This window comes from Micromonospora sp. NPDC049662 (assembly GCF_040675055.1).
GTDB lineage: Bacteria > Actinomycetota > Actinomycetes > Mycobacteriales > Micromonosporaceae > Micromonospora.
Genome location: NZ_JBFAOC010000001.1, coordinates 314067 through 338575, shown reverse-complemented (window position 1 = coordinate 338575; position 24509 = coordinate 314067). Strand labels below are relative to the sequence as shown.

The window sequence follows — 24509 nt, the reverse complement described above, 5'->3', positions numbered from 1 at the left end:
GTGTCCCCCTAATGATGTGCCTGCTCTGTCGTTGGCGTCTGAACTCGCCCCCGCGCGCGGGAGCGGGCGCGGGCGCGGGCGCGTTTCCTCGACTACCAGTCCGAGAGGACGGATCACCCCCGTGCGCGGGGAGCCGTGGTTTTGCCATGCCAGCCACACGCACACCCTGGGATCACCCCCGCGCTCGCGGGGAGCAGGACGGCCCGCGGAACGTGATCGATGTCCTGAACGAATCACCCCCGCGTGCGCGGGGAGCAGTTCAAGGTGACATGGCGCGGTTCCGGTGACCTGGGATCACCCCCTCGTGCGCCGGGAGCAGCTGATCGATGCGGCGGGCCAGGGCCGGTCCGCCGGATCACCCCGCGTGCGCGGGGAGCGCCGGTTCGCCTCCGAAGTGGACCGCTACCAGGCAGGATCACCCCCGCGTGCGCGGGGAGCGGCCCGGCCACCGAGCTGGAAACGATGATCCGAATGGATCACCCCGCGTGCGCGGGGGAGCGGGACCGGTCCGGGTAGGCGGACGCCATCACCGAAGGATCACCCCCGCGTGCGCGGGGAGCAGATCTTCTCCCACGACCGCTTCGGATCTCCAGCCGGATCACCCCCGCGTTCGCGGGGAGCAGTTCGGTGCGACGGACTCCAGCACGCAGGTGCCCGGATCACCCCCGCGTGCGCGGGGAGCAGTCGCCCTCGGCGTACCAGCGCGACTCCTCGTACGGATCACCCCCGCGTGCGCGGGGAGCAGATCGGCGGGATTGGTGTCGCCGCCACATCCGTGGGATCACCCCCGCGTGCGCGGGGAGCAGAGCAATGGGGCCAGTACACGCCGGGCCTGATCGGGATCACCCCCGCGTGCGCGGGAGCAGGGCCCATCAGCCGCGAATGCCACCGTCGCCGCGGGACCACCCTGCGTGCGCGGGGAGCCAGTCGTGGTGATCAGGCCCCGGAGCACCTGATCGGGACCACCCCCGCGTGCGCGGGGAGCAGGTGGTGTGGAGCTGCATGGCCCTGACGGAGGGAGGACCACCCCCGCGTGCGCGGGGAGCGGGCGCCGACGCGCCAGAACGCGAACCATCCGGCCGGATCACCCCCGCGTGCGCGGGGAGCAGCACCTACACCGGAGTGGTGTGGCAGCAGCACAAGGATCACCCCCGCGTGCGCGGGGAGCAGGGTTTCCCACGACACGGCGATCTGGTCACCGTACGGATTACCCCCGCGTGCGCGGGGAGCAGTCGTTAACGAGGATCGCGTCCGCGACCAGCTTAGGATCACCCCCGCGTGCGCGGGGAGCAGTCAAGCTGGGCGCGCAGCCAGGTCACCAGGTCAGGATCACCCCCGCGTGCGCGGGGAGCAGTCCGACGATCTGCCGGACATGCAGCTCAAGGGGGGATCACCCCCGCGTGCGCGGGGAGCAGACAACCACGCCGGGCCACTGGCGGCGGAGGTCGGGATCACCCCCGCGTGCGCGGGGAGCAGGTCCAAGGGCTGATCGACGGCATCTACAGCCGGGGATCACCCCCGCGTGCGCGGGGAGCAGTCGCCCAGGCTCCCCCATTCATGGTCCCAATTCGGATCACCCCCGCGTGCGCGGGGAGCAGAGGACCTGTGCAAGGCGGCCGGCGTGCCGCCGAGGATCACCCCCGCGTGCGCGGGGAGCAGGACCACCGCGGCCAGCGGTGGGTCGGCACCTTCGGATCACCCCCGCGTGCGCGGGGAGCAGACCGCGAAGACCCGGAAATCGCGCGACGTCGAGGGATCACCCCCGCGTGCGCGGGGAGCAGAGCCACGCCTTCTGCTCCGCGCCCAGCAGACTCGGATCACCCCCGCGTGCGCGGGGAGCAGCGGATCGTGCTGGTGGGGGAGGAGGGGTCCTGGGGATCACCCCCGCGTGCGCGGGGAGCAGGCGACCACCGCGCGCCGCGCCCGCTGGATCGACGGATCACCCCCGCGTGCGCGGGGAGCAGGAGGCGGACCGCCACCAGGCCAGGGCCTGGGCCGGATCACCCCCGCGTGCGCGGGGAGCAGGTTTAGGTGATGAGTATGTTGACCAGTCCTGCGGGATCACCCCCGCGTGCGCGGGGAGCAGAGGGTCCGGGTGTCTCGCTGGCGGCGCTGACGTGGATCACCCCCGCGTGCGCGGGGAGCAGGCTTCTTGACCTGCAGCGTTATAGATCGACTCTGCGGTTTTTGTTCACTAGGTTCCGCAAGATCTTCCGCTCGGTCTCAGTTGGCGTAGGGCATTTCGATAGCAAGCGAGCTCGGCTACAGCCTAGCGGGTGAGCCTCAAGTGAGACGACGAGAGAACGCTGCTTTGCCTAAAGGACCGCAGAGGTTTGGTCATGTGCCGGCATAGCTACTGAGCGATGGCAAACGACTCGTGGACGCGACAGGGGAAGCCCTGGCGTTATCACGTCGGTGGCGATCGGCGTCTTAGCAGAGGTGCACCGGCTGCAGTACGAAGAGTCCTAGCAGAGGTGGTTCTGCTGGATAGGGTGCGCCTAATTCGGACAGCTACCGCTTGAGTAGTTCGATGAGCGTGCTGTCGGCTTGAGCCAAGATTGGTGCGCCGTACACCGGCGCCGCCAGCACCCGCCGGCAGTGGTCGAGTTCGACGTAGAGCGCGTCACCGCCTATGGCGGCGGCGTCTTGCAGTACCGCGAACCGGTCGGCGGTACCTGAGCACTTCTTGGCTGGGCGTAGCGTTGCCAGCGTTCGTTCGATGGTCGCGCGCCGCTGCTGGGGTAGGAGAATCCCGTACTCGAAGGTCCCGGCGGGCTGGGGGATGCTCTGTTGTTGCGCCGGCACTCGGAACACGCACAGACGCAGCGGCGCGGCCGACGGGATCACCACCCGGCCCGACCGCGCCTCCGCGGTCACCATTGTCGACCAATCCTGGCTACATCCAGCGGCGGCAGCTCCGGCTGACACGAGTTCCCGTACGACCGTGTCCGACACGCTGGTCAGCCGCAGAGCGCGGACTGCCTCCGTTACCTCGGCGAGCGGCCTTCCACAGGTGTCCATCGGCAGCCCTGGCCGGATCCATTGGCCTTGCGCGTCGAACAGCAGCAGATTCGGTTCCCAGGGCATGTCTGCGGTGCAGACCTCGATGGTGGTTGTGTCATCGGGCAGGCGTAGGGCGGCAAGAAGCGCCGCCAGATCGGTGGCGCGGCCCTCGGTGAGGACCAGGTCCTCACCGCCGTCAGCGCGTCGCTTCGGCCCGAGCTGGCAGTGGACCGCGGACGCAACAGCGAAGTCGGTGCCGAGGCGCGGCAACGTGAAAGCGTTAGGCGGGCGCCCGTCGCTACCGATCGGAGCGTCGACCGTGCAGGAGGTCCACCCGGAATGGACCGTTGGTGCGCCGGTAACGGCTGCGGATGGCTGCGACTGCTTGTCCGTCGGTGCCTCGCCCACCGTGGCCGCACCTTCAGCACATGCGGCAAGGCAAGCCCCGATCATCATCAGAACGAGCCCCTTGACGTTTATTCGCATATCGCTCCTTGATGATCGAATGCATGCAATGGGGGCGTCTCTGAGACGCGGTCGGCGGGGGTGAGGTTCCGAGCCATCCTCCGGGTTTCGGCTCGACCTGATCGTCGAACTGGTCACAGCTGGAAGTCCATCCGTACCCCATTGGCCTGAAGATGCCGAACGCCTGACGGCCGAGGTGAGCAAAGAACGGCATGGGCGGGGACTCCCAGCGCACGCGCGGAGATCAGTGATGCAAGCTCGTCGAATTTTCGTAGCTGCTCTCCTGCCTCTTCACAAGCAAGTACATGGATGTACATGATCGTCGGAGACGGTTGCCATCCACCCACTGCCCAGGAGGCCCTTATGCGGGTAACTCAACTCTCCGCCCGTTTCCCACGTGTGACGCGCCAGGCCGGCGCAGTCGTTCTCGCCGCCGTCGCCGGCCTGGTTGGCGTCAGCGCACAGCCGGCGTCTGCCACGCCTCCCGGCATCCCGTCGAAGGCGACCGCACAGTCCCAGCTCAACGCCCTGACCGTGGCGACGCAAGGCTCAACCAGCGGCTACTCGCGTGACCTATTCCCCCATTGGATCACGATCAGCGGTAGCTGCAACACGCGTGAGCAGGTCCTCAAGCGCGACGGCACCTCCGTCGTCGTCGACAGCTCCTGCGCCGCCACCTCGGGCCGGTGGTACAGCCCCTACGACGGAGCAACCTGGACTGCAGCCTCCGACGTCGACATCGACCACGTCGTGCCCCTCGCCGAGGCATGGCGCTCCGGCGCCAACTCCTGGACGACCAGCCGCCGGCAGAGCTTCGCCAACGACCTCACCCGCCCACAACTGATCGCGGTCACGGACAACGTCAACCAGGCCAAGGGCGACCAGGACCCCTCCACCTGGCAGCCGCCGCTTTCCTCGTACCGGTGCACCTACAGCAAGATGTGGATCACAGTAAAGTACAGCTGGGGCCTGACCTTGCAGTCATCGGAGAAATCTGCGCTTCAGAGCATGCTCAACACCTGCAGTTCGTGACCACATCCCTACAGCTTTGGTTCGCAGTCGTATGGTTCTCCTAGCTGGGACTCTCGTCTGTCTCGCTGCCTAGCTTGAAATCCCCTGCGCCGCGTAGTCGGCGGTCTGCCGACTCGTCGATGGCGAGACGCTTGACCCTATGAGCACCTCGGTCGGAGCAGGCATCGGTCTTCCCTTGTCGGAAACGGCACAGAGAGACCACCCCCCCCCCGCGCGCGCGGAGAGCAGCACCCCATCGGTACCGAGCCGATGCCGGGCGCGGGACCACCTCTGCGCGGGACCCCGTCACCGGCCTCTACGAGTGGTACGAGGGACCACCTCCGCGCGCGGGGCGCAGATCGCCGAGCACGGCAAGGGATTGCAAGCCGTCGGACCACCTCTGCGAGCGCGGGGAGCAGAAGGACATCGCTGCATCTGCGCTGGCCTGGGGGACCACCCCCGCGTGCGCGGGGAGCAGATAGGGGAGAGATCGACCCTGGTGCATACCGCCGGACCACCCTCCGCCTGCCCGGGGAGCAGTGCAGACCATCGGGCCGGTACCGGTCCCAGATGGGACCACCCCCGCGTGCGCGGGGAGCAGCTCGACCACGACGACGACGGCGAGGAGATCTACGGAACACCCCCGCCTGTGCGCGGGGAGCAGTCACGCTGCAACGACGCGCCCTCGGCGGACTGGGGGACCACCCCCGCGTGCGCGGGGAGCAGTGCTCCTGGACGTCGAACACACCAGCGTTCACCGGACCACCTCCGCGTGCGCGGGAAGCAGCCGGCCAACGAAGGCAGCGCTATCGACAGGACGGGACCACCCCCGCGTGTGCGGGGAGCAGGGACGTCGTCGTGCTGAACGGGCGCGACACCCGGACCACCCCCGCGTGCGCGGAGAGCAGCAGCGAGGATCCCCCGGCGTACCCGATCTGCGAAGGACCACCCCCGGGCGTGCGCGGGGAGCAGGTTGGCCCGCGATCCGTACACTCGGGTCGTCGGGGATCACCACACGTGCGCGGCGAGCAGGACCCGACTGGCTGGGTCCGGTCCCAGGCGAAGGGACCACCCCCCGCATGCGCGGGGAGCAGAGCGCAGGGACCATCGCCGCGATCTGCTCCGCCGGACCACCGCCGCGTGCGCGGGGAGCGGTCGGCCACCGGACGCGACTCGATGCGCAGCCTGGGACCACCTCCGCGTGCGCGGGGAGCAGGTCTGGACACCCGTCGGGTTCTGGGCCACCCGGGGACCACCCCCGCGTTCGCGGGGATCAGCGCGGCCTGGCCCTCGTGATCGCGCTTACCGCGGGACCACCCCCGCGTGCGCGGGGAGCAGCTCCCCACCGGGGTCTGGCGCTACGAGACCTTGGGACCACCCCCGCGTGCGCCGGGAGCAGCCGCATGTCCTTCTCAGGCACCAGGCCGGGCGAGGACCACCCCCGCGTGCGCGGGGAGCAGGGCGGCAAGGCCAAGGGCGGCACGCTCAAGGCGGGACCACCCCCGCGTGCGCGGGGAGCAGTCCGACCAGTCCGGCCGCAGCGTGGCCGACCGGGGACCACCCCCGCGTGCGCGGGGAGCAGAGAAAAACACCAAGACGACTGCAACGTAGGGAGGGACCACCCCCGCGTGCGCGGGGAGCAGTCTTCCGCCACCGTGGCCCGCGTGATTTCCGCCGGACCACCCCCGTGTGCGCGGGGAGCAGGTGCGGATCTCGGACAGGCGGAAGCGCTTGCGGGGACCACCCCCGCGTGCGCGGGGAGCAGCAGCCGATGAAGCTACCCATCATCCCCGCCCAGGGACCACCCCCGCATGCGCGGGGAGCAGGAAGTTCTGGGCACCTGCGACCCGGACGGATCGGGACCACCCCCGCATGCGCGGGGAGCAGTCGGTCATCGTCACTCGCGGCAGGATCAGCCGGGGACCACCCCCGCATGCGCGGGGAGCAGAGGATCCTCGGCGTCATCGCCGTAGTCGCGCCGGGACCACCCCCGCATGCGCGGGGAGCAGGCGGGCGTCTACGTCATCCCGTTCACCCGTGACGGACCACCCCCGCATGCGCGGGGAGCAGCACAGGGCTCGGTTCGTCGCTAGTTGCTACGCAGGACCACCCCCGCATGCGCGGGGAGCAGCTCGCGTCCCCCGCGCGCCCCAGCACGTACAGGGGACCACCCCCGCATGCGCGGGGAGCAGACCCCGAGGACCATGCTGTTGGCGGGCAGCAGGGGACCACCCCCGCATGCGCGGGGAGCAGACAGGAGCACCCATGCCCACCGGGCGCATCATCGGACCACCCCCGCATGCGCGGGGAGCAGGTGCGCATGGAGATGGGCCAGGAGTTGGAGCAGGGACCACCCCCGCATGCGCGGGGAGCAGCGCCTCCGGCCCGCCGAGGGCCGGACGTCATCGGGACCACCCCCGCATGCGCGGGGAGCAGTCGTGGCGCCGCAGGGACAGTGGCGCGTTCGCGGGACCACCCCCGCATGCGCGGGGAGCAGCAGATGCTCGTCGGCGTCGCTGGGCTGCCGTCAGGACCACCCCCGCGTGCGCGGGGAGCAGGTCAGGTGCTCGTCCGCGTGCTGCGCCGCCGCCGGACCACCCCCGCATGCGCGGGGAGCAGGGCCTCTCAGCGTGCCGGAGGGGCTAGGCGAACGGACCACCCCCGCATGCGCGGGGAGCAGTTCCCGATCATGACGCAGCGTGAGTTTGACAGAGGACCACCCCCGCATGCGCGGGGAGCAGGCTTCTTGACCTGCGGGGCTATAGATCGACTTTGCGGTTTTCATTCACCAGGTTCAGCAAGATCGTTCCCAGTCTCGGTCTCAATTTTGCTGGCGTAGCCGTCAACTAGGGGGTGAGCGAGCTCGGCTACAGCGTAGTTGGTGGACCCAATACACGACCAGGAGGCGCTGCCATTTGCCAGGCCGGAAGTAGAGGTGAGGTCATGTACCGGCACGCATCAAGGGGCGGCTGCGGCCCGCGCGCCCCAGCTTCGCCCATGGGTGTGACCGCTGCCTTTTAAGGTAACGGAGGCGCCCCTTCGGTCGTCGAACCGTGGCGAGCTGAGAAGAGTGCTGAAGCTTGCGACAAGGATAGGTGCTCGGGGCGGAGCTGACGGACGGCAGGCGGCCGACCCTTCCCGTGGTGGGTCTCGGCGGCACGACGGAAGATTTAGCTGATGGGCTCCTGCTGGTACGCATGGGCAGCCAGCGATTCTTGTGGTGACTCTTGGTCCTCTAACAAGATGATTCTGTCCTAGGATGCCCTAGCAGAGGTATGGCATGCCACGAGCCACCCGGACACGATGGCAGGCCAGATTCTTGACTGGTCGCCGTAACAACTCCGGTAACGAACTCAGGTCTGCGGCCGGGGATTAGCTGGCACGAGCCAGCAGGAGGCGCCACTGAGGAGGGTGCTTCTGTCCGTATTGGAGGACCTATCAGCCTGTTCTGGCATGGCGTGACAGAATCGTTGTAAAACTGGGGGTCAAGGGGTCGTCGGTTCGAATCCGGCCGTCCCGACCGATTGACCTGGGGAGATGAAGATCATCCCAGGTAACGGCGGTAACATCCGGCAACGGATGATCTTTGTTGGCGGTAACGGCGTGGCTGGTTAGCCGTAGACGTGCCTGCTGCGCAACGCTCTGACCTGCCGCTTCGTCTGCGTCCTGGATGGGGCTGCAGTTTTGCTCTTGATTGCGCGTCAAGCGCTGCAGGTGCCAGCAGCTGTCATCATGTTGAGAAGCCTCGGCCGAATCCTTCAGTGCCTGCGGCCGTCCCCAGCTCTGTCGGAGCTGGGTCCAAAGCGTCGTGTGCTTGCCTGGACGCAGGCCGCTGCTGCTGGTGCTCTCGGGCCATAGCGCCTGATGCCTCTCGTCCGGCGCGGAGAGTAAGGGCCGTCGCCAAAACGCTGGTCGTTGAGCCGTGGCGTGGGGTCGGCAGCCTGGACTGGCCGCGCGGCCCAGCGACGCGCATCGGCGTAGGGGAGGGGCGCGCCGGCCCGTCGGCGAGATGGCGGCGGCCGCGGGCTGCGGCTACGGCACCTCCGGCAGGGGCGCAACGGTCTCCTCACCGGCGAGCCGGATTGCCAAGAGGCCGGTACCGAATCCCACCACCACTACATCATTCACCGATACGCAGGCCTCGACCGGATAGTGGACTGGAACGGTGAGCTGGTGGGCGCCGGTCAGTGGATCCCACAGTCGGACGGTGCTGTCATCGCCTGCGGACGCGAGCAGTTGGGGCCCGTCGTCTGGGCCGACAGTGCACAACGCCCGTATGGGAGCCGTGTGGCCGCGCAAAGCGTGCATCTCCGCCCCTGAATCAGGATCCCACAAGCGCACCACCGCGTCGTTTCCGCCCGAGACGAGTAACCATTGCCCGCCCGCGCCCATCACCGCATGCAGTACGTTGATCACGCCGCGATAGCCGCGCAGATGGGCACCGGGGCGGCCGGTATTCAGGTCGCGTAGCCGTACCAACCCATCCGAGCGGGCGTAGGCGAGCAACCTCCGCCCCGTGCCGGTGGGCACGGCAGCCATGGCTACTACCCAGTCCACGCCACGCCGCCACGGCCGTAACCAGCGGTACAGCCTCAAGCGCCAGTCGAATCGTCCATGCAACTGCCGCCCAGTCAGCGGATCCCATCGGCTAATGTCGTCTCGACGAGCCGTAATGAGCAGAACTCGATCGTCCCCAGTGCTTGCCTCGGCCAGGATTGGCATCCACTGCGACCGACCTAGGGTATGTTGCTCGGCGCCGGTGTCTGCGTCCAAAAGTCGGAGCGTGCCGTCCGAGGCGACTGAGACGACTTGATGGTGACCGTTCGAATTCCGGACCGCACTCACCCTTAGCGCTAGTGCGGCCACAGGCAAGGACCGCACCAGCTGACCCGTGTCGGGGTCCAGCAGCCGCGCCTCCCCGTTTCCACCGCCAACCATGAGGAGACGCCGGCCCTCGGCGGCATCAAAGATACTGATTGTAATTGCCGATTGACGACCCGTGGTCGTCGCCTCAGGCGCAACGTTAAAGTCGGCCGCGATTAGGCGCACCTTGTCATCATGATTGCCTGTGACAGCCATGAGGCTTCGTCCTGCGGCGGTGGCGAGCACTCGGATCTGCCGCACCCCAGCTGTGGGACTCTCCAGGACATATTGCAACCGACCAGAGTCAGGATCCCACACCCGGATTCGTCGGCCGTTTTGGTTGGCAGAGGCCAGCAGTGACGTCCCGTGTCGCACGTCCACCGCGCACAGCACGTCTCCGTCCCAAGTCGACGTTGACAAGGAATGAACCTTCTCGCCCGTATCGATATCCCACACCGACACGCCGTCGCCGAACCAGAAGCTGCACGCGAGCAGTGATCGTCCATCCGCGGTACGGATGGCGCACATATCGCGCATGACGATGCCCCCTGCGGTCAGCGTCTGTACTTGCCGGCTGTCGGCTGGATCCCATACCACGACGGTCCGGTCGCGGTATGCGGCAGCCAAGAGCTCTCCGTGCTTGGCCTCGATTGGACAGAGGGTAGCTACGGAAGCGCCCTGCCTTGCTAGTTCGCTCACCAGCTCGCCGGTGGAAACATCCCACAGGTTGACTACCTCGCCCGCGGGAACGGCGAGCAGGGTCCGGCCGTCGGAAAGCTCTGCTGTGCACAGGCTGTTACCGTCGCCAGCCCTGCGCAGGATCCGTACCAGTCCACCGGTATCTAGGTCCCACAACCGCACTGCACCGTCCCCGCCGATGGCTGCAACCATTGGTACCTGGTCGATGAAGACCGGGCAGACGGCTTTCACCTCCCCTGGGGGTCCGGTCAGCACCTGTACCTGTTGACCGTTGTCTGGATTCCAGAGTCGCACCGTCGCATCCGCGCCGCCGGTGACTAGTAGGACCCCGTCATCGGTGTCCACCGTGCCGAGGGCAGTGACATCACCGACGTGGCCCTGGAGGACGGCCCATTCGGCAGGTGCCGAGGCCTCCGCCCACGCTGCCCTGTAAGGCGCGGGGTGCCGGGTGCCCACTGGCACCGTGCTGGTGAGAACGGCGCCGACACTAAACATCGCCGATCGCTCGGACGGGTCGGCTCCCGCCGCGCCCGGGGTGAGCCTTAACAGCCCAGCCCGCGCGCGGGCGAGTTCGCTGACTGCGGTGTCAGCTGCTAGTACCAACCGGGTGAGGTCTGCGTAGAGCAAGTAGTCGTCGTCGAGGAGCAGGTCGTCGAGCAGTCCGCCCGGCCCGGCATGGTCAGGCAGCGCTCGAAGCAGGTACCCATCAGCGTCCGGCCAGCCATTGGCCCGGCCTGTGAGCATCAGTTGCCTCGCGATGCCCCGCTGATCTTGGCCGGTGCGCCGGCGGCGTTGCCGACTGCGCAGCAGGGCGTCGTTGAGCGCTTGGTGGAACAGCCGGAAACGGGGACTGTGCGGATCGCTGCTGGCCTCGACCAGGAAATTTGCTCCGGACGTGCGGACGAACGCGGCCAGGTCCGCTGGCTTGACTTTCGCCCGGAGGCCGGCGAGCGCGGCTCGCCATAGCGGTACGGTCAGACCAGGCGCCTGAGCGTAGGCGAGCGCGGTAAGAACCACCTTTGCTGGTACGCGCCCGACCAGCGGCAGCCGGCTGATGTAGGCGTCTAAGGCGGCGTCGACGTCGGCTGAAAAATCCAGTGTGGATGCGTCGACCGCGACAGTGTCATACAGTCCGTGCCGGCGAGCTACCAGTCCAGCCACCAGGAAATTGCGGCCGGCGAGCGAGGCGATGCGGTCCGCAACCAGTTCAGCAACGCGGTCGTCGGCGTAAGGATTGCCTATCCGCTCCGCGCCGGATAGTTGCAGGGTAGCCAAGGCATAAGCGGCCAAATCAGCCACCTCAAAATACGACTCGACGTCGAGGTCTACCACTGCAACGTTAGGCCCGAACGCCGCCAGCAGGTTCCCGCCGTCGTCGCGGCGGCGGGTGCCCACCACGATCTGGGCGTCCACGTCGGGACCTAGCGCAGCCAGCGGCAGTACTACGTCCTCGACAATCCGGCGGGCCTGCTGCGGACCGGTCGCCTCGTCTAGCGCGTCGAGGACCAAGTTGAACCGCAGTCCCGAACGACGTGAAAGCCTGACGCGCAATGCTGGTACCAGCTCTGTTACCTCGATCGGGATCCGAACAGCAGCCGCCCTGGCAATCTCAATCGCGACGTCCAGCGCTGTCTTTCCTTTGACGTGTACAGCGCATGAAACCGATCCGATAGTCGCCTTGACGCCGTCGTCGCCAGGTGGCAGCGCGCTGCGGATGCCTCCATCAGCGGTCGTCACCACCCTGCCGAGCACGGCGGACTTGCCGACCCCCGGAGAGCCCGTCACCACAAGCACCCGCCGATCCACAACGGGTCGATCCAGCCAGGCCACCACATCGGTCAGCGCTGCGCGACGGCCCCGGAAGCGGTATCCCGCCTCACCGTCCACCGCCACCCCGCGCGCCCGGGGCCGCCAGTGCCTAACAGCTTCCACATCGGAATCCAGCGACCAGCCCCAGGCCGCTAGCGCCGACTCACCGGCGGCCGCGACCGACCAGCGAGCCAGTACAGACAGCTTCTCGTCGGGTATGTCGCGGTCAATCTGATGCAGGGTGAGCGCCAGCGCGTCGCCGCGCCTCTCTCCGCCGGCCTGAGCCTGCCCGACCAGGCCGACCACCGCCCCGAACCGTGGCGACCACAGCCCGGTGCCGCTGAATCCCTGAGTGACAACGTAACGCGACTCGGTGTCCAGCCGTACCCACCCGTAGGCGAGCGCTGCCCCAACGGTGCCGTATGCGTCGCTGCCGAGCGGTACCCCTGCCGGAAAGCCAAAGGCCCACCACTGTTCGTCGACCAGATCGGCGGGCTCAGGGCAGGAGAGTGGTGCCGGCCGCACCTCCGGTGGTACCGGCTCGGCCAGTTCGAGCACGGCAACGTCCGCACCATCTGCTGCCGGCCGCACTGCAGCCACCTTGCGGCGCATCGCACGGGCAACACCCGCCTTGGGGAATGCCACCTGAAGCCGGCCGCCTGCAAGGGATGCTTTGACGACATGCAGGCACGTCAGAACCCGCCACTCGTCGATGACCACCCCGCTGCCGAGCGGCGGCCCATCGTCGGTCCCATGCACAGCGACCGTCCAAGGATCACTGCGCGGGCGACTCTTCCCCCCATCAGACAACGGCTATCCTTCCGCCGACCCCGAACCGTGCATCCTTTCGCCCAAGGCCCCCTGCTCGCGACTCCACGACAGGGTGACCGTGAAGTTGCCCTCGGTTGCAGCCTTAGCTACCAGCCAGTTCGCGGTGCCCGTTACCTTCACCCCGAAAGTCACCTCGACACCGTCAGGCGACAGCGCCCGGACCCGCTCTAGAACGGCTTTCGCAGCCGAGACGGCCGGCGCCACCGCCGCACGCACCTGTCCGGCGACCTCGTCAACCGAGGCTGGCACAAATCCCTCGACCGGCTCAATCTCAAACAACACCACCGTTTCGTCATCCACCGAGTACGTCACTACCTGAGACGTCATAAACAAGGTCCTCCCATTGGTGCCCGTCAGCCTAGGGCATCGAATGCCGGTGGAGGTTCACCCAGCATCGCGCGCCCGCTTGTCTGGACGGCGTCAGCCGATGAAGCTCAATCGCGTGCGGCTACCGACATCGAAGGCCCTCGGCCCGGCCCAACACCCCTCGTCGGGTGAAGAATTCGCCTTGGCAGCCGCGGTCCGAGTGGAAGATGAGCCCCGGACGTGGGTCGGCGTCGCACGAGGGCGTCGGTGAGAGCGGCGTCGATGAGGTCGGTTTTAAGGTGCTCGGCGATGGCCCAGCCGACGACGCGGCGTGAGGCCAGGTCGATAACGGTGGCCAGGTAGAGCCAGCCCTGCCAGGTGTTAATGTAGGTGATTTCCCCGCACCAGCGGGTATCGACCGCCGCCGGGTTGGCGGTGAAGTCAGGCCCGATGAGGTCGGGGCGTCTGCTGGCGTTTGGGTCCGGGATCGTTGTGGTCCGCCACCGGCGAGGGTTTTTGCCGGCCAGGTCAGCGGCGCGCATCAGCCGGGCGGCGCGTTTACGGCCTTGGCGTATACCGGCGTCAGCGAGGTCGGCGTGGATGCTTGGCACCCGTAGGCGCCCTTCGACACCGCATGGACCTGGATGATCTTCTCGGTGAGCTGGGCATCCACGCGCCGGCGAATGGACTGGACACCGGATTTGCGCTGGTAGTAGGCGGACCTGGAGACCTCGAGCAGCTCACAGCACGCTTGACGTTGTGTTTGCCGGCTTGCTCGGCCTCGATGAACGGGTGCACGTTCGCCGGGTCTCCTTCGCAAAGAAGGCCGTCGCCCGCTTGAGGATGTCCACGTCCTCGCGCAGCCTGCGGTTCTCCCGCCTCAACTGCGCAAGCTCGTCTCGTTCGCTGCTGGTCAGCCCGTCGGTGCGGATGCCAGCGTCGAGGTCGGCCTGCTTGACCCAGTCACGCACCGCGGTCTCGGTCAGGTCGAAATCCTGCCACAGGGGTGGCTGCTGCCGGGCGTCTCAGCCGACTCGCTCGAGCTTGGAGCTTGGTGATCGCTGTTCTGGGGCTGGTCAGTTCGTTCGTCTTCTTCATACTTGCGCCATAGCCCGCGTAAGAGAGGCTGGTGATCGCCCACCGGCCCGCTCGACTGCCGTGATGCCTCACCACCGCATCACGGACGGTCTAGCGAGCCCTTGTAGCGGCCGACGCAGCCCGGATTCCCACGTGGCTGTGAACCGCGTACTCGGCACCGGTCGGTATCGCGCGGGGAATACCTGCGGGTCCGCTACTCCTCGGGGTCAAGGCTCGTCGGTTCGAACCCGGCCGTCCTGAGAGACAGAGCCCGTCGTGAACGGCACGTCGAACACGAGCTGCATCAACCGGGCGGAGGGCTGACCGATCGCAGTTGCGCCGCACGGGATCGAGTCGCTGTCGGACGCCAGATCAGGCGGGAGCGGCGGTTCCGCTATGCGGCCTGTCGATATGTACGCAGCGCTTGGGCGAACCGCTCCTGTATATCTCGCTCAGCCTTACGTCCGGGGAGGACACCAACTTCATAGATGCGCTTTCGGCCTTCGAGGAGGTGCACGACAGAAGGGTTCGCGATTGTCGCAGCAAATACTTTGAAGCGCGCGGATAGATCCACCTCGAGGCCAAGGAACTCACGGCCGGTTCCGAGTGTGAGCGGTGTCGTGTAGTACTTTCCTTCGACGACAAGAATGGCGTCGTGGCTCGCGGGGTCGATGCGTAGCTGCCTGCATCGCTGGGCATCAGCAGATGGCAGAACCAGGACATCCGCTTCATGGGCAACTTTACTCTTGCCGATTACTGCCACGCCAGTGTGGACTTCCAGCGGATCTTTAGTGACGCCGGGTAGGGCGAGTAGCGCATGTATAAAATTGGCGCCGCTGGGGAGCCTCCCAGGGCTGCGTCTGAGACGAAATTCGACCGGGACCCTCCCGGCTCCGTCGGTGAAGGAAACGCTATAACCCTCGTTGCGGGCCGCCCGCAGGACGAGTGCGAAGAGATACGCCTCATAGAGGTCATTGCCTGCAGTCGGTGACGGACCACCAACGCTGAGAGCGGAAGGTAGAGCTCTCGGCAGCTCCGCTCGCAGTTGAGCGAGCATCCGGGACGCCGCAGTGCTGTCGGGGGCCTCGCCGACGTTCGTCATCCTTGCCTCCCTTCGAGGTTCCAGCCAGCCGCACCGCTGCGGCCATGTGGCGAAAGCCAGGAGCCGCGAGCCACGCCTGCCCTGGCGCGAAGCTCGTTCAGTGTGTCGAGAACCAATCGAACCCGGAAAGCGCTGGCACGCCAGGCATCAGCCGAGTCCAGCTTCCAGGCTGGCAGCTGGCGACCCCGCAGCTCCGCCTCTGGCGGATCCATGAAGAGGATCGTTCCGTCCCACGCCCCAGCCCAGGGCGTGGAGGTCCCTGCGGCAGCGAAGTCGGACCCAGCGCCCTGGCGTCCGATGGCCAACTCTCGAAGTTGTTCAAGCTGTTCCTGAACGTCGCGCTCCATGGCGAGCGTTCCTGCGGTCGCTACCTCGACCAGATCGAGAAGTATTCCTAAGCGAACACGTGGACTGAGGGGCGTGACTACGATGTCGCCGCGCTTGAAGCGGGGTCTCGGGCCGGATCGCTGTCCGGGAGTACTCGCTATCTGGTTTAGGTATAGCGGCCCATCATCGGCATCAGCGATGTACTCATCGTCGAAGGCCGCTTCAGCCGGGCCTGTAGGCGACTGCGATACACCCTCGGCTGCAAGCACGCGTTCTTGCGCGACGATGAAGTTGAGGCCCAGCTCGGCCAGCAACTGCTCCGTCTCGGCTAGCAGTTGCGCGATCTCATCTTCGGTCACTCGGGCCCTCGTTCACGGTTATGGGTTTGAGCCGCCAAGACTATCTGCACCTGTTCTTCTTCATGGTCCCTGCGATCGCTAGGTGTCGGCCGCTGCCAAGCCACCTGCTTGTGCTCGCCGACGTCCCTGCCGCTGCGGAGGGCTGGAAGTGTAGGAGGCGCGTAGAAGCCACAATGACGTCCCTTATGGACGTTATGCCCTGCCGACGAGCGGCAACGCGAAGCCGTCGGGAGCTGGACCCCACCGACGCCCGTTGGCCTGAACGGCTGCGGATAGGAGAAGACCGGTGCGCCGTCATTACCGCCCACCACCGCCCTGAAGATTCGCGATGCTCTGGAAGTCCACGCTCGCGATCGTGGCGATCGCCTCCCTGTCATCGACGCCACGACGGCGCTGACCTTCGCGCAGTTCTGGCAGCAGGCCCGCCCGATCCGCCCTGCTCGGCCCGCGACCCGGCACGGTCTGCGCGTTCTCGGCCACGTCGGCCGACGCCTTCTTCGTCGATGTCGCCGCGATCTGGCTGGCCGGCGGCGTGCCGATGCCCCTGGATCCGAAGACTCCCTCACCGCTGCGAACCGCGATGACCCGACGGGCGTCCACCGGCACGCACACCTGCCAGCCGTGGAAGGCCGCGCTCAGCGTCGTCGGCGGCACTTACCGCCCGCTCGCCACCGGCGGTGAGCCGCAGACGGGTGCTCGCAAGGCGCACGCCTGGTAGTTCTGACGCCCGAAACCGTGAGTCACCATTCCATCATCGCCCGTAGATGCGACAGATCCGCAGTGCACTGTTGGTTGGTGAGCCGGGCGTGGTCGGCGCCCATACACCCTGAAATCCGATTCCTCAGCTGCTGGCGAAGGCTGCGCGGGTCAGGTACGAAGAGGCAGGCAGCAGAGCTACCTGGACCCGATGTCAGGGCGGGTTCTTGACCGGTCGCCGTAACGAGTCCGGTAACGGATCGAGGTTGGCAGCCGCAGAGTGGTTGGCATAAGGCGGCAGAGGGCGTCACGAAGGGCTTTCGTTCTGTCCGCATCTGCGGACGTTTCAATCAGTTCTGGCATGCCGTGACAGAATCGTTGTAAAACTGGGGGTCAAGGGGTCGTCGGTTCGAATCCGGCCGTCCCGACAGCGAGAGGGTTTCCACAGGTCAGAGCCTGTGGAAACCCTCTTTTTCGTGTTCACGGTGGTTCGTCGAGGTCGAGCACGCCGCTTATCGACCCCTTGACTCGACGGGTGACCGACATGGCTCTACTGGACCTGAACAAGCTCACCGCCGACCTGTCCTCGACCTGGGCGGGTTACCTGCGCGACTGGGACCGGACGCTGCGGGCGGGCAACTATCCGGAGACGACGCGGTACAACTACCTCCTCGCCGCAGCGCAACTGGCCCGCTACCTCGCCGAGCACTCGCCCGACCCCGATGCCGCCGACGCCGCGGAGGACCCCACCGAGGTGACCCGGGGGCATGCGGAGGCGTTTCAGGCGTGGATGATCGAGACCCGGTCCGCGTCGACCGCGCTGAACAAGCACAAAGGTCTGCAGCAGTTCTTCAAGTGGTTGCTGGCTGAGGAGGACATCGACCGCTCTCCGATGGACCGGGTCCGACAGCCCAAGACACCACAGAAGTTGATCCCGATCATCCGCGACGAGGACACGAAGAAGCTCCTCGACGCCTGCAAGGGCAAGACCTTCCCGCACCTGCGCGACGAGGCGATCATCCGCCTGTACTACAACACCGGAGCGCGGCTGTCGGAGGTCGGCAACCTGCTGCTCGACGACGTCGACCTCAACACGGAGTCGGTGCACTACCACGGCAAGGGCGCCAAGGACCGCCGGGTGCGATTCGGACCGAAGACGGCACGGGCCATCAGCCGCTACCTCCGGGCGCGAGGCAAGCACAAGGGTTCGGAGTTGCCGGATCTGTGGCTCGCCGACCGTGGCGGCCGGAGGTTGGCGGCCAACGGCATCAAGATCCGTCTGAAGCGGTTGGGTCTCGCCGCTGGCGTCGCGAACGTGCACGCCCACCGCTGGCGGCACAACTTCGCCCACGAGTGGAAGCGTGCCGGCGGGAACACCGGCGACCTGATGCTGCTGTTGGGCTGGACCTCCGAGGACATGCCCCGGCACTACGGCGCCAGCGCGGCAGCGGAACGGGCACAGGAGATCCAGGTGCAACTGGGCATCGGGGAAGGGGTGTAGACGCCGGCAACGCGGTCGGCCGGGCCGAGTGCCGGCTTGGCCGACCGCGTTGCTTTCGTCGTTGATCGGCGGGCCCAAGTCGAGTCAGGCTGGGTTCGGCGCACTGGCTCCGGTGCAGGTTCCGGTACGTCTTGTCGTGCAGAGCTGCATCGATCGGCCGGCTTCCCGCTGGTCGTTCGATCGACATTCGTGGCGCCTGCGGGACCAGTCGACAAGCCGCTGGGTGACGTTAAGTAGCGGTTCGTCACCCAGCGGCGCGCGGGCTCGGCGTTCGGATCTAGCCAAGGTGAGTATGCCTGAGCCTGTGTCGCAGAGATGGCAGGCAACCCGGGCGAAACACCGTAAGAAGGCACGCCTCCGACGGCGAGGCTCTGATCCGAAAATCAGATTCGGCGTAGTAGCGCACTCGCCAACGCCAGGTACTCGATTGCTTCCACTTCGGAGTCTGGCAGGTCTGCGCCATGGGCCCGGGGATTGCGAAGGCCCGCCATCGCCCCAGCGAATAGGAATCGGAATCCCTCGCGTTCGTCCTGCGCGTTGCGGCCGTCGTGTCGGGCGACGTCGACGACCGGGCTCTGGGGGTTGAAAGCGCGATGCATGAGCGGGACACCGGTTTCGGTCAAGCCGGATACCGTCTGGACCTGCAGCTCCACGGCTTGGAAGGCGGCCAGTACGGCCTTGCTGTAGTGGCCGTCCGCGAACAACGCGCCTGCCGCGTGGGACACGGTAGGGTGCATCCCCGGGATTTCTACCCGCCGGTCAGCGGGTGCGGGCCGAGTTGTAACCGGCTCGATTTCGACCGTTACGCGTTGGGCGGATGCCGGTAGTCCGCGCTGGCTGTGGTAGGTCACCCGTATCGCTCGATACAGCTTGGCCTTCCCCGAGGGAAGGCGCTGCTCGATCAGATCCCCCTCCTCAAGGTCGGTGTCGAGCGGGAATGTAGCTGCCTTCGCTGACATCAAGGCAAAGGCATCGACTCGTATTTCACCGTCGGAGCTGCGGCGGACGATGGTGACCTCTTCCATGTGGCGCCCGAATGGTCCGTTTAGCCGCGCGGCACGCATCTCGCTTCCGGGGGTACTCATCTTCTTCTCCTTGCCTCATCGAGGGCGCGGGCGGCTCGACGGAATACGAGCCGCCCCGGCTCTGGCGGTGTCATTCAGGCGGGCCGGTTACCAGGAGCACGTCCTCTGGGCGCAGACCCGGCTGTGTGAGCACCTCCGGAGTGTTCCCTTCGCCGGTCAGGAACTCGCTCGCGGCCTGACCTTGCGCCAGCGCGGAGGCGAGGGATTGACCGCTAGCGATGGCGGCGTAGAACTTGATCGCGAATGCCTTCGCAGCGGCGTCGCTGATCTCATCAACCATCGCCACGACCACCGGCACGGCGTCCAGCAATGTTTCCGCGCCTTCATACGAGTCGCATGCGTTGAGCACGAGCAGCGTCGGCGGGTGGTCCGTGCCCTTCAACAGCCGCCCCAATAGTGCGAATCCGACGTCAACGCCGTCAGGGTTGTCCGTGTCAGTGCCGTCGAAGAACAGCCCTGCGGCCGACCCGTGCCCTGAAAAGTGCAGGACGTGCGGCCGCTGGTCGTTGAGGGCGTTGAACAGGTCGTCGAACGTCGCCGCAGGCCAGTGGTCAATCGTCACCTGGTCCCGGTGGATGGCCCGCTTGACCGCTTCCCTCACCTCACGCACCTCTCGGTCGACCCGTAGCCGATCCTCGCCATCAGGGCTTGCGGTGAGGTACGCGACCCGCAGCGGTTCTGCCTTTGGCTGCGCGGGCTCCGAAGACCGCGGGCGGGATGCCGCCGCCACCTCGCGAGCGTGCGCCAGTTCGCGACGCCGTCGACGCTGGTCGTCCCGGTCACGCGCTTTCGTTGCGGTGGTCTCGGCCTGGGTGAGCGCCCTTGAGGTCGTCGCGATCTTCTTCGCCACGGCGGCCAACTTCTTGCCGTAGTCGGCAGCCTTGTCGTCGTGCTTAACGGCCTCTTGCTCGGCCCGGTTGGCATCTTTGATCAACCGCTGGATCGACGACGCGACCTTGGTCCGCTGTGCCTGGCCGGCCTTGGTGGCAGCCTTCTCCCGGAGCTTGGCGGCGGCGGTGCGTTCCGCGCCCTGCTTCTTCGACAGGTCCGCTTCTTCTTTCTTCAGCTTCGCCAGCTGATCCTTCAGGTAGTCAGGCGTCGGCACGGTGCCCTCCTCTTCAGGGTGACCCGATGTCCCCTGCGGACAGATCATTGAAGCGCCCCACCGGGCGAACACGCGTACGACACGCCGACACATGTGGGGCAGCAGTGACGTCGCACCCACAAGATCTTGTGGGGCAAGACTGCTGAGTCGGATCCGGTGCCCATGAGATCCGCATCCGTCTCGGCGGAGGCGGACGCGCGTTGCGTGGCGCGCGGCTCCCGGCCTAGCGTGCCCCCATGGAAGAGGACTGGCGCCACCCTGAGCACACCTTCGACACGTTTGTCGTCAGCCCGTCCAACCGATTCGCGCACGCGGCGGCGGTCGCCGTCGCCGAAGCACCGGTGACGGCGTACAATCCGCTGTTCATCTACGGCGGCTCCGGGCTGGGCAAGACCCACCTGTTGCACGCCATCGGACAGCGCGCCACCATCCTCCGCAACGCGGAGTTCATCCAGTACGTCTCGTCCCAACAACTCGCCAACATCATCAAATCCCTGCGACACAACAAGACGCGTGATTTCCAACGCCGCCACTGCCACGTCGACGTCCTACTGATCGACGACATCCAGTTTCTCGAGAACAGCGACCGCGCGCAGGAGGAGTTCCTTCACACCTTCAACGCCCTGCACAACGCCGACAAGCGGATCGTCATCAGCTCCGACCGCTCCCCGCGCCATCTGTACACCCTGGATGACCGCCTGCGGACGCGCTTCGAGTGGGGACTTCTGGCAGACATCCAACCGCCGAACCCCCAGACGCGAACCACGACCGCGATTCCGCGAAAGGATTGAAGTCCCCAAAATCGCGTGACAACGTTCAGTGATCGACTCATTGCGGGAACGGCTCATTGTGGCCGATCGGCGGTGTGAGGCCGCATCTCTTCTGTCCCAAGATCCGCTTGTGCGTGTCCGCGATGCCTTGATTCAACGTGACCGGACAGCGCTACCGCCCTTGTGGCGATGGTAGCCCTCGACAGTAATCCGAGGCTTCGATTGCCATGCCGATCTTGCACGTAATGACGTACCTGCCTATCCAGCCAGATCTGCACGCCGACGGCGGGACTTCCGGGACAGCTCCGCCAGCTGCAACATGTACGCCGTCCTGGCGTGTCGTGCCATCTCCGCGCGTACATCTGGATCGAGCAGGCCGTCGGGGTCGACCTGTCGTTCGAAGCGTTCGAGGAAGCCCTGCGTCCCAGCTGCTGTGCGAGCGCGACGGTCGGTCGTTCTGGCCCAGGATGCGTGGGCGGCTATGCGTGCCCGGCGTCGACGCTGCTCCGGCGTCAGCCCCGTCGACCCGGCTATCGGTTCTTCGGGCTCAGACACGCTCACCGATCCCGACACGGGATTGGCTCTCCTGGGCGCGTTCGGCGGCTGCGCTTGCGCCGTAGTGCCGGGGCATGTCGTCTGAGGTCCAACCGAGCAACAGCATCAGGTCGCCCGTGTCGCCGCCGGCGCGCTTCCACTCGTGGGCGAAGTTGTGACGCCAACGGTGGGCGTGGACGTTCGCGACGCCGGCGCGCCGGCCGCGACGTTTGAGCATGAGCTTGATGCCGTTGGCCGCAAGTGCCCGTGTGCCTCGATCAGCGAGCCAGAGCTCGGCAAGGAGTGACCCGTTGTGCTGGGACCGCGTTCGGAGGTAGCGGCTCATGGCTCGAGCTGTCTTGGGTCCCAGCCGTACCCGCCGGTCCTTGGCGCCCTTGCCGTGGTAGCGGACAGTGTCCGTGTCGGCGAGGCTGACATCGTCAACATGAAGGTTGGCAACTTCGGACAGCCGCGCACCCGTGTTGTACAGCAAACGGATGATCGCCTCGTCTCGACGGTCGACGAATGCTCTGCCGCGACACGTGTCCAGGATGCGTTTCGTGTCGTCGTCGCGGATGATCGGTATCAGCTTCTGCGGCGTCTTGGGCTGCCGAACGCGCTCCATCGGAGATCGATCGATCTCCTCCTCGTCGAGCGCGAGCCATTTGAAGAACTGTTGCAGAGCTTTGTGCTTGTTCAGGGCGGTTGCGGGTGAGCGTGTCTCTACCATCCACGCCTGGAACTCCTCCACGTTTGCCCGGGCCACGGCAGTGGGATCGTGTGCTGCCTCCGACGTGTCAGGTGCCGACTCCGCACGATCCTGCAGGTAGCGGGCCAGCTGTGCCGCGGCGAGCAGATAGTTGTAGCGGGTCGTCTCCGGATAGTTCCCGGACCGGAGTGACCGATGCCAGTCCTCCAGGAAGCCGCGCCAGGGAGAGGGCAGGCCAGCGAGCATCTTTCCTGCATCTATCGGCATGGGGTGACGCTCCAGGCCGAGTATTCGTCGAGGACCGGCCGCAGGGTGTCGATGAGCCCGTCGCGGTGGTTGAGCGACCGATCCGCCGGTGCGTGCGCGGCTGCGGTGTGGCCGGTCACCATGGGCCCTGTCTATCTCTGGCCCGCCGGGGGATGCGGTCAGCGGCTCCGGTTTGGGTACGCCAGTCCTCAGTGGTGACCTGCCAGCGAGTGCGCGTTGCGTCGCCGGTGGCGCGCGGCGCGCGGTGCCGGCTGAGCCGATTCCGCCCTCGTGTGGGAGGGGTTTCGGTGACGACCTTCCAACCCGCGGCCCGTAGGCCGGCGGCGGGCCTGTCGGTGCGGGTGTAGGTGATCATGCGTTGGTAGCCCATGCGTCGGGCGACTCGCCACGCGGCGGCAAGTAGGACCGAGTACGCGTTGCGTGGCCCGTCCGTCGCCAGGCGGGTGACTTCGGTGGTCAGGCCGTCGTCGTGGTGGCGGGCGTCGGGACGGCCGACCATTGCGACCCCGATGAGGTTGCCGGCGTGGTTGGTCAGCCCGAGGGAAAACGTGTGTCCCTGCGGTCGATCGAGCTGCTGGTGGTGGGCGTTGATGTAAGCGCACGCCTGCCGGTAGCTGATCGGCCGTACCCGCGGACGGGCTGGGCGGCGACGCGACGGACGGTGGAGGGCGGCAGTCTCCGGCTGGTCAGTCACGGTGGCCCGCTCGTACGACGAAGACCAGCAGGTGCAGGGGAGTCGGCGAGCCGTGGCGATCGGCTGCCGACGGTTCGGCGTCTGCGCTGTCAGTAGTGAGGTCTACTGGTGTGGTGACCGCGAGGATGTGCTGGAGGTAGTTCATCCCACCGGCGTGAGCCTCGGGGACAAGCGCGGCCAGGCGCACGACCTCGGTGTCCGCCGGTTGGGCTGAACGCTGCTCGACGATGAGGACCGCGAAGCCGTCCGGGGTGATGACCAGCCGTAGGGCATGGAAGAGGTCGACCACCGCACCGTCGACCGGCCCGGGTCGCGCGAACGGCTGGGCTCGCGGCCAGCGCAGTACGACCAGGTCGACCTGCTCCACGGTGTCGAGACCGGTCAGGTCCGCAGCATGGGTGACTGGGCGGTAGGCGCGGCCGGCCGCGATGCTCTCGTCGCGAACGGTCGGGTCGCCGTCGAAGTCGACCACGGTCGTGCCGCGCCGGCTGTAGACGGCGATGATCCGACGCGCCAGCTGGCGGCGAAATGTGGACTCGCTGACCGCGCCAAGGGCGCCGCCGCGCCACACCGAGATCCAGATCGGCGAGCCACCGACGATGACGTCGATGTGCAGGAAGTCGCGGTGGTGGCCGGCGGTGGAGTCGTCGGGGGATGGGTCGGGTCTGCCGTCTCGGGACGATGGGTTCGGCTCGCTGGGGTTCTCGGGTGTCGTGGGGGATCTGGTCATCGGTGGGTGGCTTCCACACCGGCTGGCCCGTGCTCACGACCACCAAGAGCGGTCGTGACGGTGGGTTTTGCTGGGGGAGCAGCGCGTTGGCTACCCAACCGTTGGCCAACGGTTGGCCAACCTCCGGTCCGGCGGTGGTGTCGGACTGTGCGGCGGGTTGCCGACGAGTCCGGCGTGGATGGCGACCGTCGGATCACCTGCACGAGGTGTCGTGCCGGCTCAGCTGGTAACACAGGGTGGCGGGATCTTGACGCGTTGCGCTAGCGTCTCACCTGCAAAGCGGCCGGGTTGGTTGGCGGCCATGCGGTGGAGGACCGCCTCGCGGATCCACCGCCACAAGAGACGGAAGGGCGGAACCTGGTGTTTGAGATCGAAGCATCAACTGCCCCCGCCGTCCGGGACGTCGGCAAGTTTCTCAATGAGATTGGCGGCGCCGGTGCTGGCCGTGCCACGACCTCCCCGCCGAGATGAGCAAGGCCAACCAGGGTGCAAGGCTGAGAAAGTCAGACGTGCGGCTGCCGGGGGGGGGGGGGCGGGGCCGGGGCCCCCACCCGATAGGGGGGCGG

16 protein-coding genes, 1 pseudogene and 2 CRISPR repeat arrays are annotated in these 24509 nt (G+C 67.0%); of the genes and pseudogenes, 3 read left to right on the top strand and 14 right to left on the bottom strand.

Annotated features, from left to right (window positions below; translation table 11 throughout):
- Positions 1–110: 110 nt before the first annotated feature.
- Positions 111–2147: a CRISPR direct-repeat array (repeat unit 28 nt; unit sequence GGATCACCCCCGCGTGCGCGGGGAGCAG).
- A 364-nt stretch (positions 2148–2511) separates the two neighbouring features.
- A complete protein-coding gene (locus tag AB0J36_RS01380; protein ID WP_363659943.1) occupies positions 2512–3489 on the bottom strand; it encodes a hypothetical protein in 978 nt (325 codons plus the stop codon).
- A 342-nt stretch (positions 3490–3831) separates the two neighbouring features.
- Here AB0J36_RS01380 and AB0J36_RS01375 point away from each other — a divergent pair, with 342 nt between their 5' ends.
- Positions 3832–4500 carry an HNH endonuclease family protein gene (locus tag AB0J36_RS01375; RefSeq protein ID WP_363660027.1) on the top strand — a complete coding sequence of 223 codons (669 nt, stop codon included), beginning with the start codon at positions 3832–3834 and terminating at the stop codon, positions 4498–4500.
- A 983-nt stretch (positions 4501–5483) separates the two neighbouring features.
- A CRISPR array of direct repeats spans positions 5484–7220; the repeat unit is 28 nt; unit sequence GGACCACCCCCGCATGCGCGGGGAGCAG.
- A 1291-nt stretch (positions 7221–8511) separates the two neighbouring features.
- Here AB0J36_RS01375 and AB0J36_RS01370 read toward each other — a convergent pair.
- The 8 genes from AB0J36_RS01370 to AB0J36_RS01335 form a co-directional block, all read right to left on the bottom strand.
- Positions 8512–12570: a trypsin-like peptidase domain-containing protein gene (locus AB0J36_RS01370; RefSeq protein ID WP_363659942.1), complete on the bottom strand. Its 4059-nt coding sequence runs from the start codon at positions 12568–12570 to the stop codon at positions 8512–8514.
- Positions 12571–12663: 93 nt separating this feature from the next.
- On the bottom strand, positions 12664–13008 hold the full coding sequence (locus tag AB0J36_RS01365; protein ID WP_363659941.1) for a CU044_2847 family protein: 345 nt from the start codon (positions 13006–13008) through the stop codon (positions 12664–12666).
- Positions 13009–13115: 107 nt separating this feature from the next.
- On the bottom strand, positions 13116–13529 hold the full coding sequence (locus AB0J36_RS01360; RefSeq protein WP_363660026.1) for a DDE-type integrase/transposase/recombinase: 414 nt from the start codon (positions 13527–13529) through the stop codon (positions 13116–13118).
- Positions 13529–13660, bottom strand: coding sequence for a hypothetical protein (locus tag AB0J36_RS01355; RefSeq protein WP_363660029.1), 132 nt, complete (start codon positions 13658–13660; stop codon positions 13529–13531). The genes AB0J36_RS01360 and AB0J36_RS01355 overlap by 1 nt, the downstream gene beginning before the upstream one ends.
- A 67-nt stretch (positions 13661–13727) precedes the next feature.
- Positions 13728–13958 carry a hypothetical protein gene (locus AB0J36_RS01350; RefSeq protein WP_363659940.1) on the bottom strand — a complete coding sequence of 77 codons (231 nt, stop codon included), beginning with the start codon at positions 13956–13958 and terminating at the stop codon, positions 13728–13730.
- 500 nt (positions 13959–14458) lie between these two features.
- A complete protein-coding gene (locus AB0J36_RS01345; RefSeq protein ID WP_363659939.1) occupies positions 14459–15166 on the bottom strand; it encodes a hypothetical protein in 708 nt (235 codons plus the stop codon).
- Positions 15163–15852, bottom strand: a complete 690-nt coding sequence (locus tag AB0J36_RS01340; protein WP_363659938.1) for a hypothetical protein — start codon at positions 15850–15852, stop codon at positions 15163–15165. Before AB0J36_RS01340 ends, AB0J36_RS01345 begins: the two co-directional genes overlap by 4 nt.
- A gap of 297 nt (positions 15853–16149) precedes the next feature.
- Positions 16150–16506 (bottom strand): hypothetical protein, encoded by a 357-nt coding sequence (locus AB0J36_RS01335; RefSeq protein WP_363659937.1) that lies wholly within the window; start codon positions 16504–16506, stop codon positions 16150–16152.
- 586 nt (positions 16507–17092) lie between these two features.
- On the opposite strand from AB0J36_RS01335, the gene AB0J36_RS01330 reads away from it, so the two are divergent.
- A complete protein-coding gene (locus AB0J36_RS01330; RefSeq protein WP_363660025.1) occupies positions 17093–18049 on the top strand; it encodes a tyrosine-type recombinase/integrase in 957 nt (318 codons plus the stop codon).
- A gap of 383 nt (positions 18050–18432) precedes the next feature.
- On the opposite strand, the gene AB0J36_RS01325 is transcribed toward AB0J36_RS01330, so the two are convergent.
- Both AB0J36_RS01325 and AB0J36_RS01320 read right to left on the bottom strand, forming a co-directional pair.
- Positions 18433–19134: a TIGR02391 family protein gene (locus AB0J36_RS01325; RefSeq protein WP_363659936.1), complete on the bottom strand. Its 702-nt coding sequence runs from the start codon at positions 19132–19134 to the stop codon at positions 18433–18435.
- Between the two features lie 70 nt (positions 19135–19204).
- Positions 19205–20239, bottom strand: a complete 1035-nt coding sequence (locus AB0J36_RS01320) for a CHAT domain-containing protein (protein WP_363659935.1) — start codon at positions 20237–20239, stop codon at positions 19205–19207.
- Positions 20240–20493: 254 nt separating this feature from the next.
- On the opposite strand from AB0J36_RS01320, the pseudogene AB0J36_RS01315 reads away from it, so the two are divergent.
- Positions 20494–21027, top strand: a pseudogene (locus tag AB0J36_RS01315) (DnaA/Hda family protein); the annotation flags it as partial.
- Between the two features lie 529 nt (positions 21028–21556).
- Here AB0J36_RS01315 and AB0J36_RS01310 read toward each other — a convergent pair.
- The 3 genes from AB0J36_RS01310 to AB0J36_RS01300 all read right to left on the bottom strand — a co-directional run bounded on the left by AB0J36_RS01310 (position 21557) and on the right by AB0J36_RS01300 (position 23943).
- Positions 21557–22498, bottom strand: coding sequence for a tyrosine-type recombinase/integrase (locus AB0J36_RS01310; RefSeq protein ID WP_363659934.1), 942 nt, complete (start codon positions 22496–22498; stop codon positions 21557–21559).
- A 136-nt stretch (positions 22499–22634) separates the two neighbouring features.
- Positions 22635–23213 (bottom strand): XF1762 family protein, encoded by a 579-nt coding sequence (locus AB0J36_RS01305; RefSeq protein ID WP_363659933.1) that lies wholly within the window; start codon positions 23211–23213, stop codon positions 22635–22637.
- The gene (locus AB0J36_RS01300) at positions 23206–23943 is read right to left on the bottom strand and encodes a hypothetical protein (protein WP_363659932.1); all 738 of its coding nucleotides are present in this window, start codon (positions 23941–23943) and stop codon (positions 23206–23208) included. Before AB0J36_RS01300 ends, AB0J36_RS01305 begins: the two co-directional genes overlap by 8 nt.
- Between the last annotated feature and the right edge of the window lie 566 nt (positions 23944–24509).

Coding starts and splice junctions, on each gene's coding strand:
- AB0J36_RS01380 (WP_363659943.1), bottom strand. CDS start 3,489: ATGCGAATAAACGTCAAGGGGCTCGTTCTGATGATGATCGGGGCTTGC.
- AB0J36_RS01330 (WP_363660025.1), top strand. CDS start 17,093: ATGGCTCTACTGGACCTGAACAAGCTCACCGCCGACCTGTCCTCGACC.
- AB0J36_RS01325 (WP_363659936.1), bottom strand. CDS start 19,134: ATGAGTACCCCCGGAAGCGAGATGCGTGCCGCGCGGCTAAACGGACCA.
- AB0J36_RS01345 (WP_363659939.1), bottom strand. CDS start 15,166: ATGACGAACGTCGGCGAGGCCCCCGACAGCACTGCGGCGTCCCGGATG.
- AB0J36_RS01300 (WP_363659932.1), bottom strand. CDS start 23,943: ATGACCAGATCCCCCACGACACCCGAGAACCCCAGCGAGCCGAACCCA.
- AB0J36_RS01360 (WP_363660026.1), bottom strand. CDS start 13,529: ATGCGCGCCGCTGACCTGGCCGGCAAAAACCCTCGCCGGTGGCGGACC.
- AB0J36_RS01365 (WP_363659941.1), bottom strand. CDS start 13,008: ATGACGTCTCAGGTAGTGACGTACTCGGTGGATGACGAAACGGTGGTG.
- AB0J36_RS01375 (WP_363660027.1), top strand. CDS start 3,832: ATGCGGGTAACTCAACTCTCCGCCCGTTTCCCACGTGTGACGCGCCAG.
- AB0J36_RS01310 (WP_363659934.1), bottom strand. CDS start 22,498: ATGCTCGCTGGCCTGCCCTCTCCCTGGCGCGGCTTCCTGGAGGACTGG.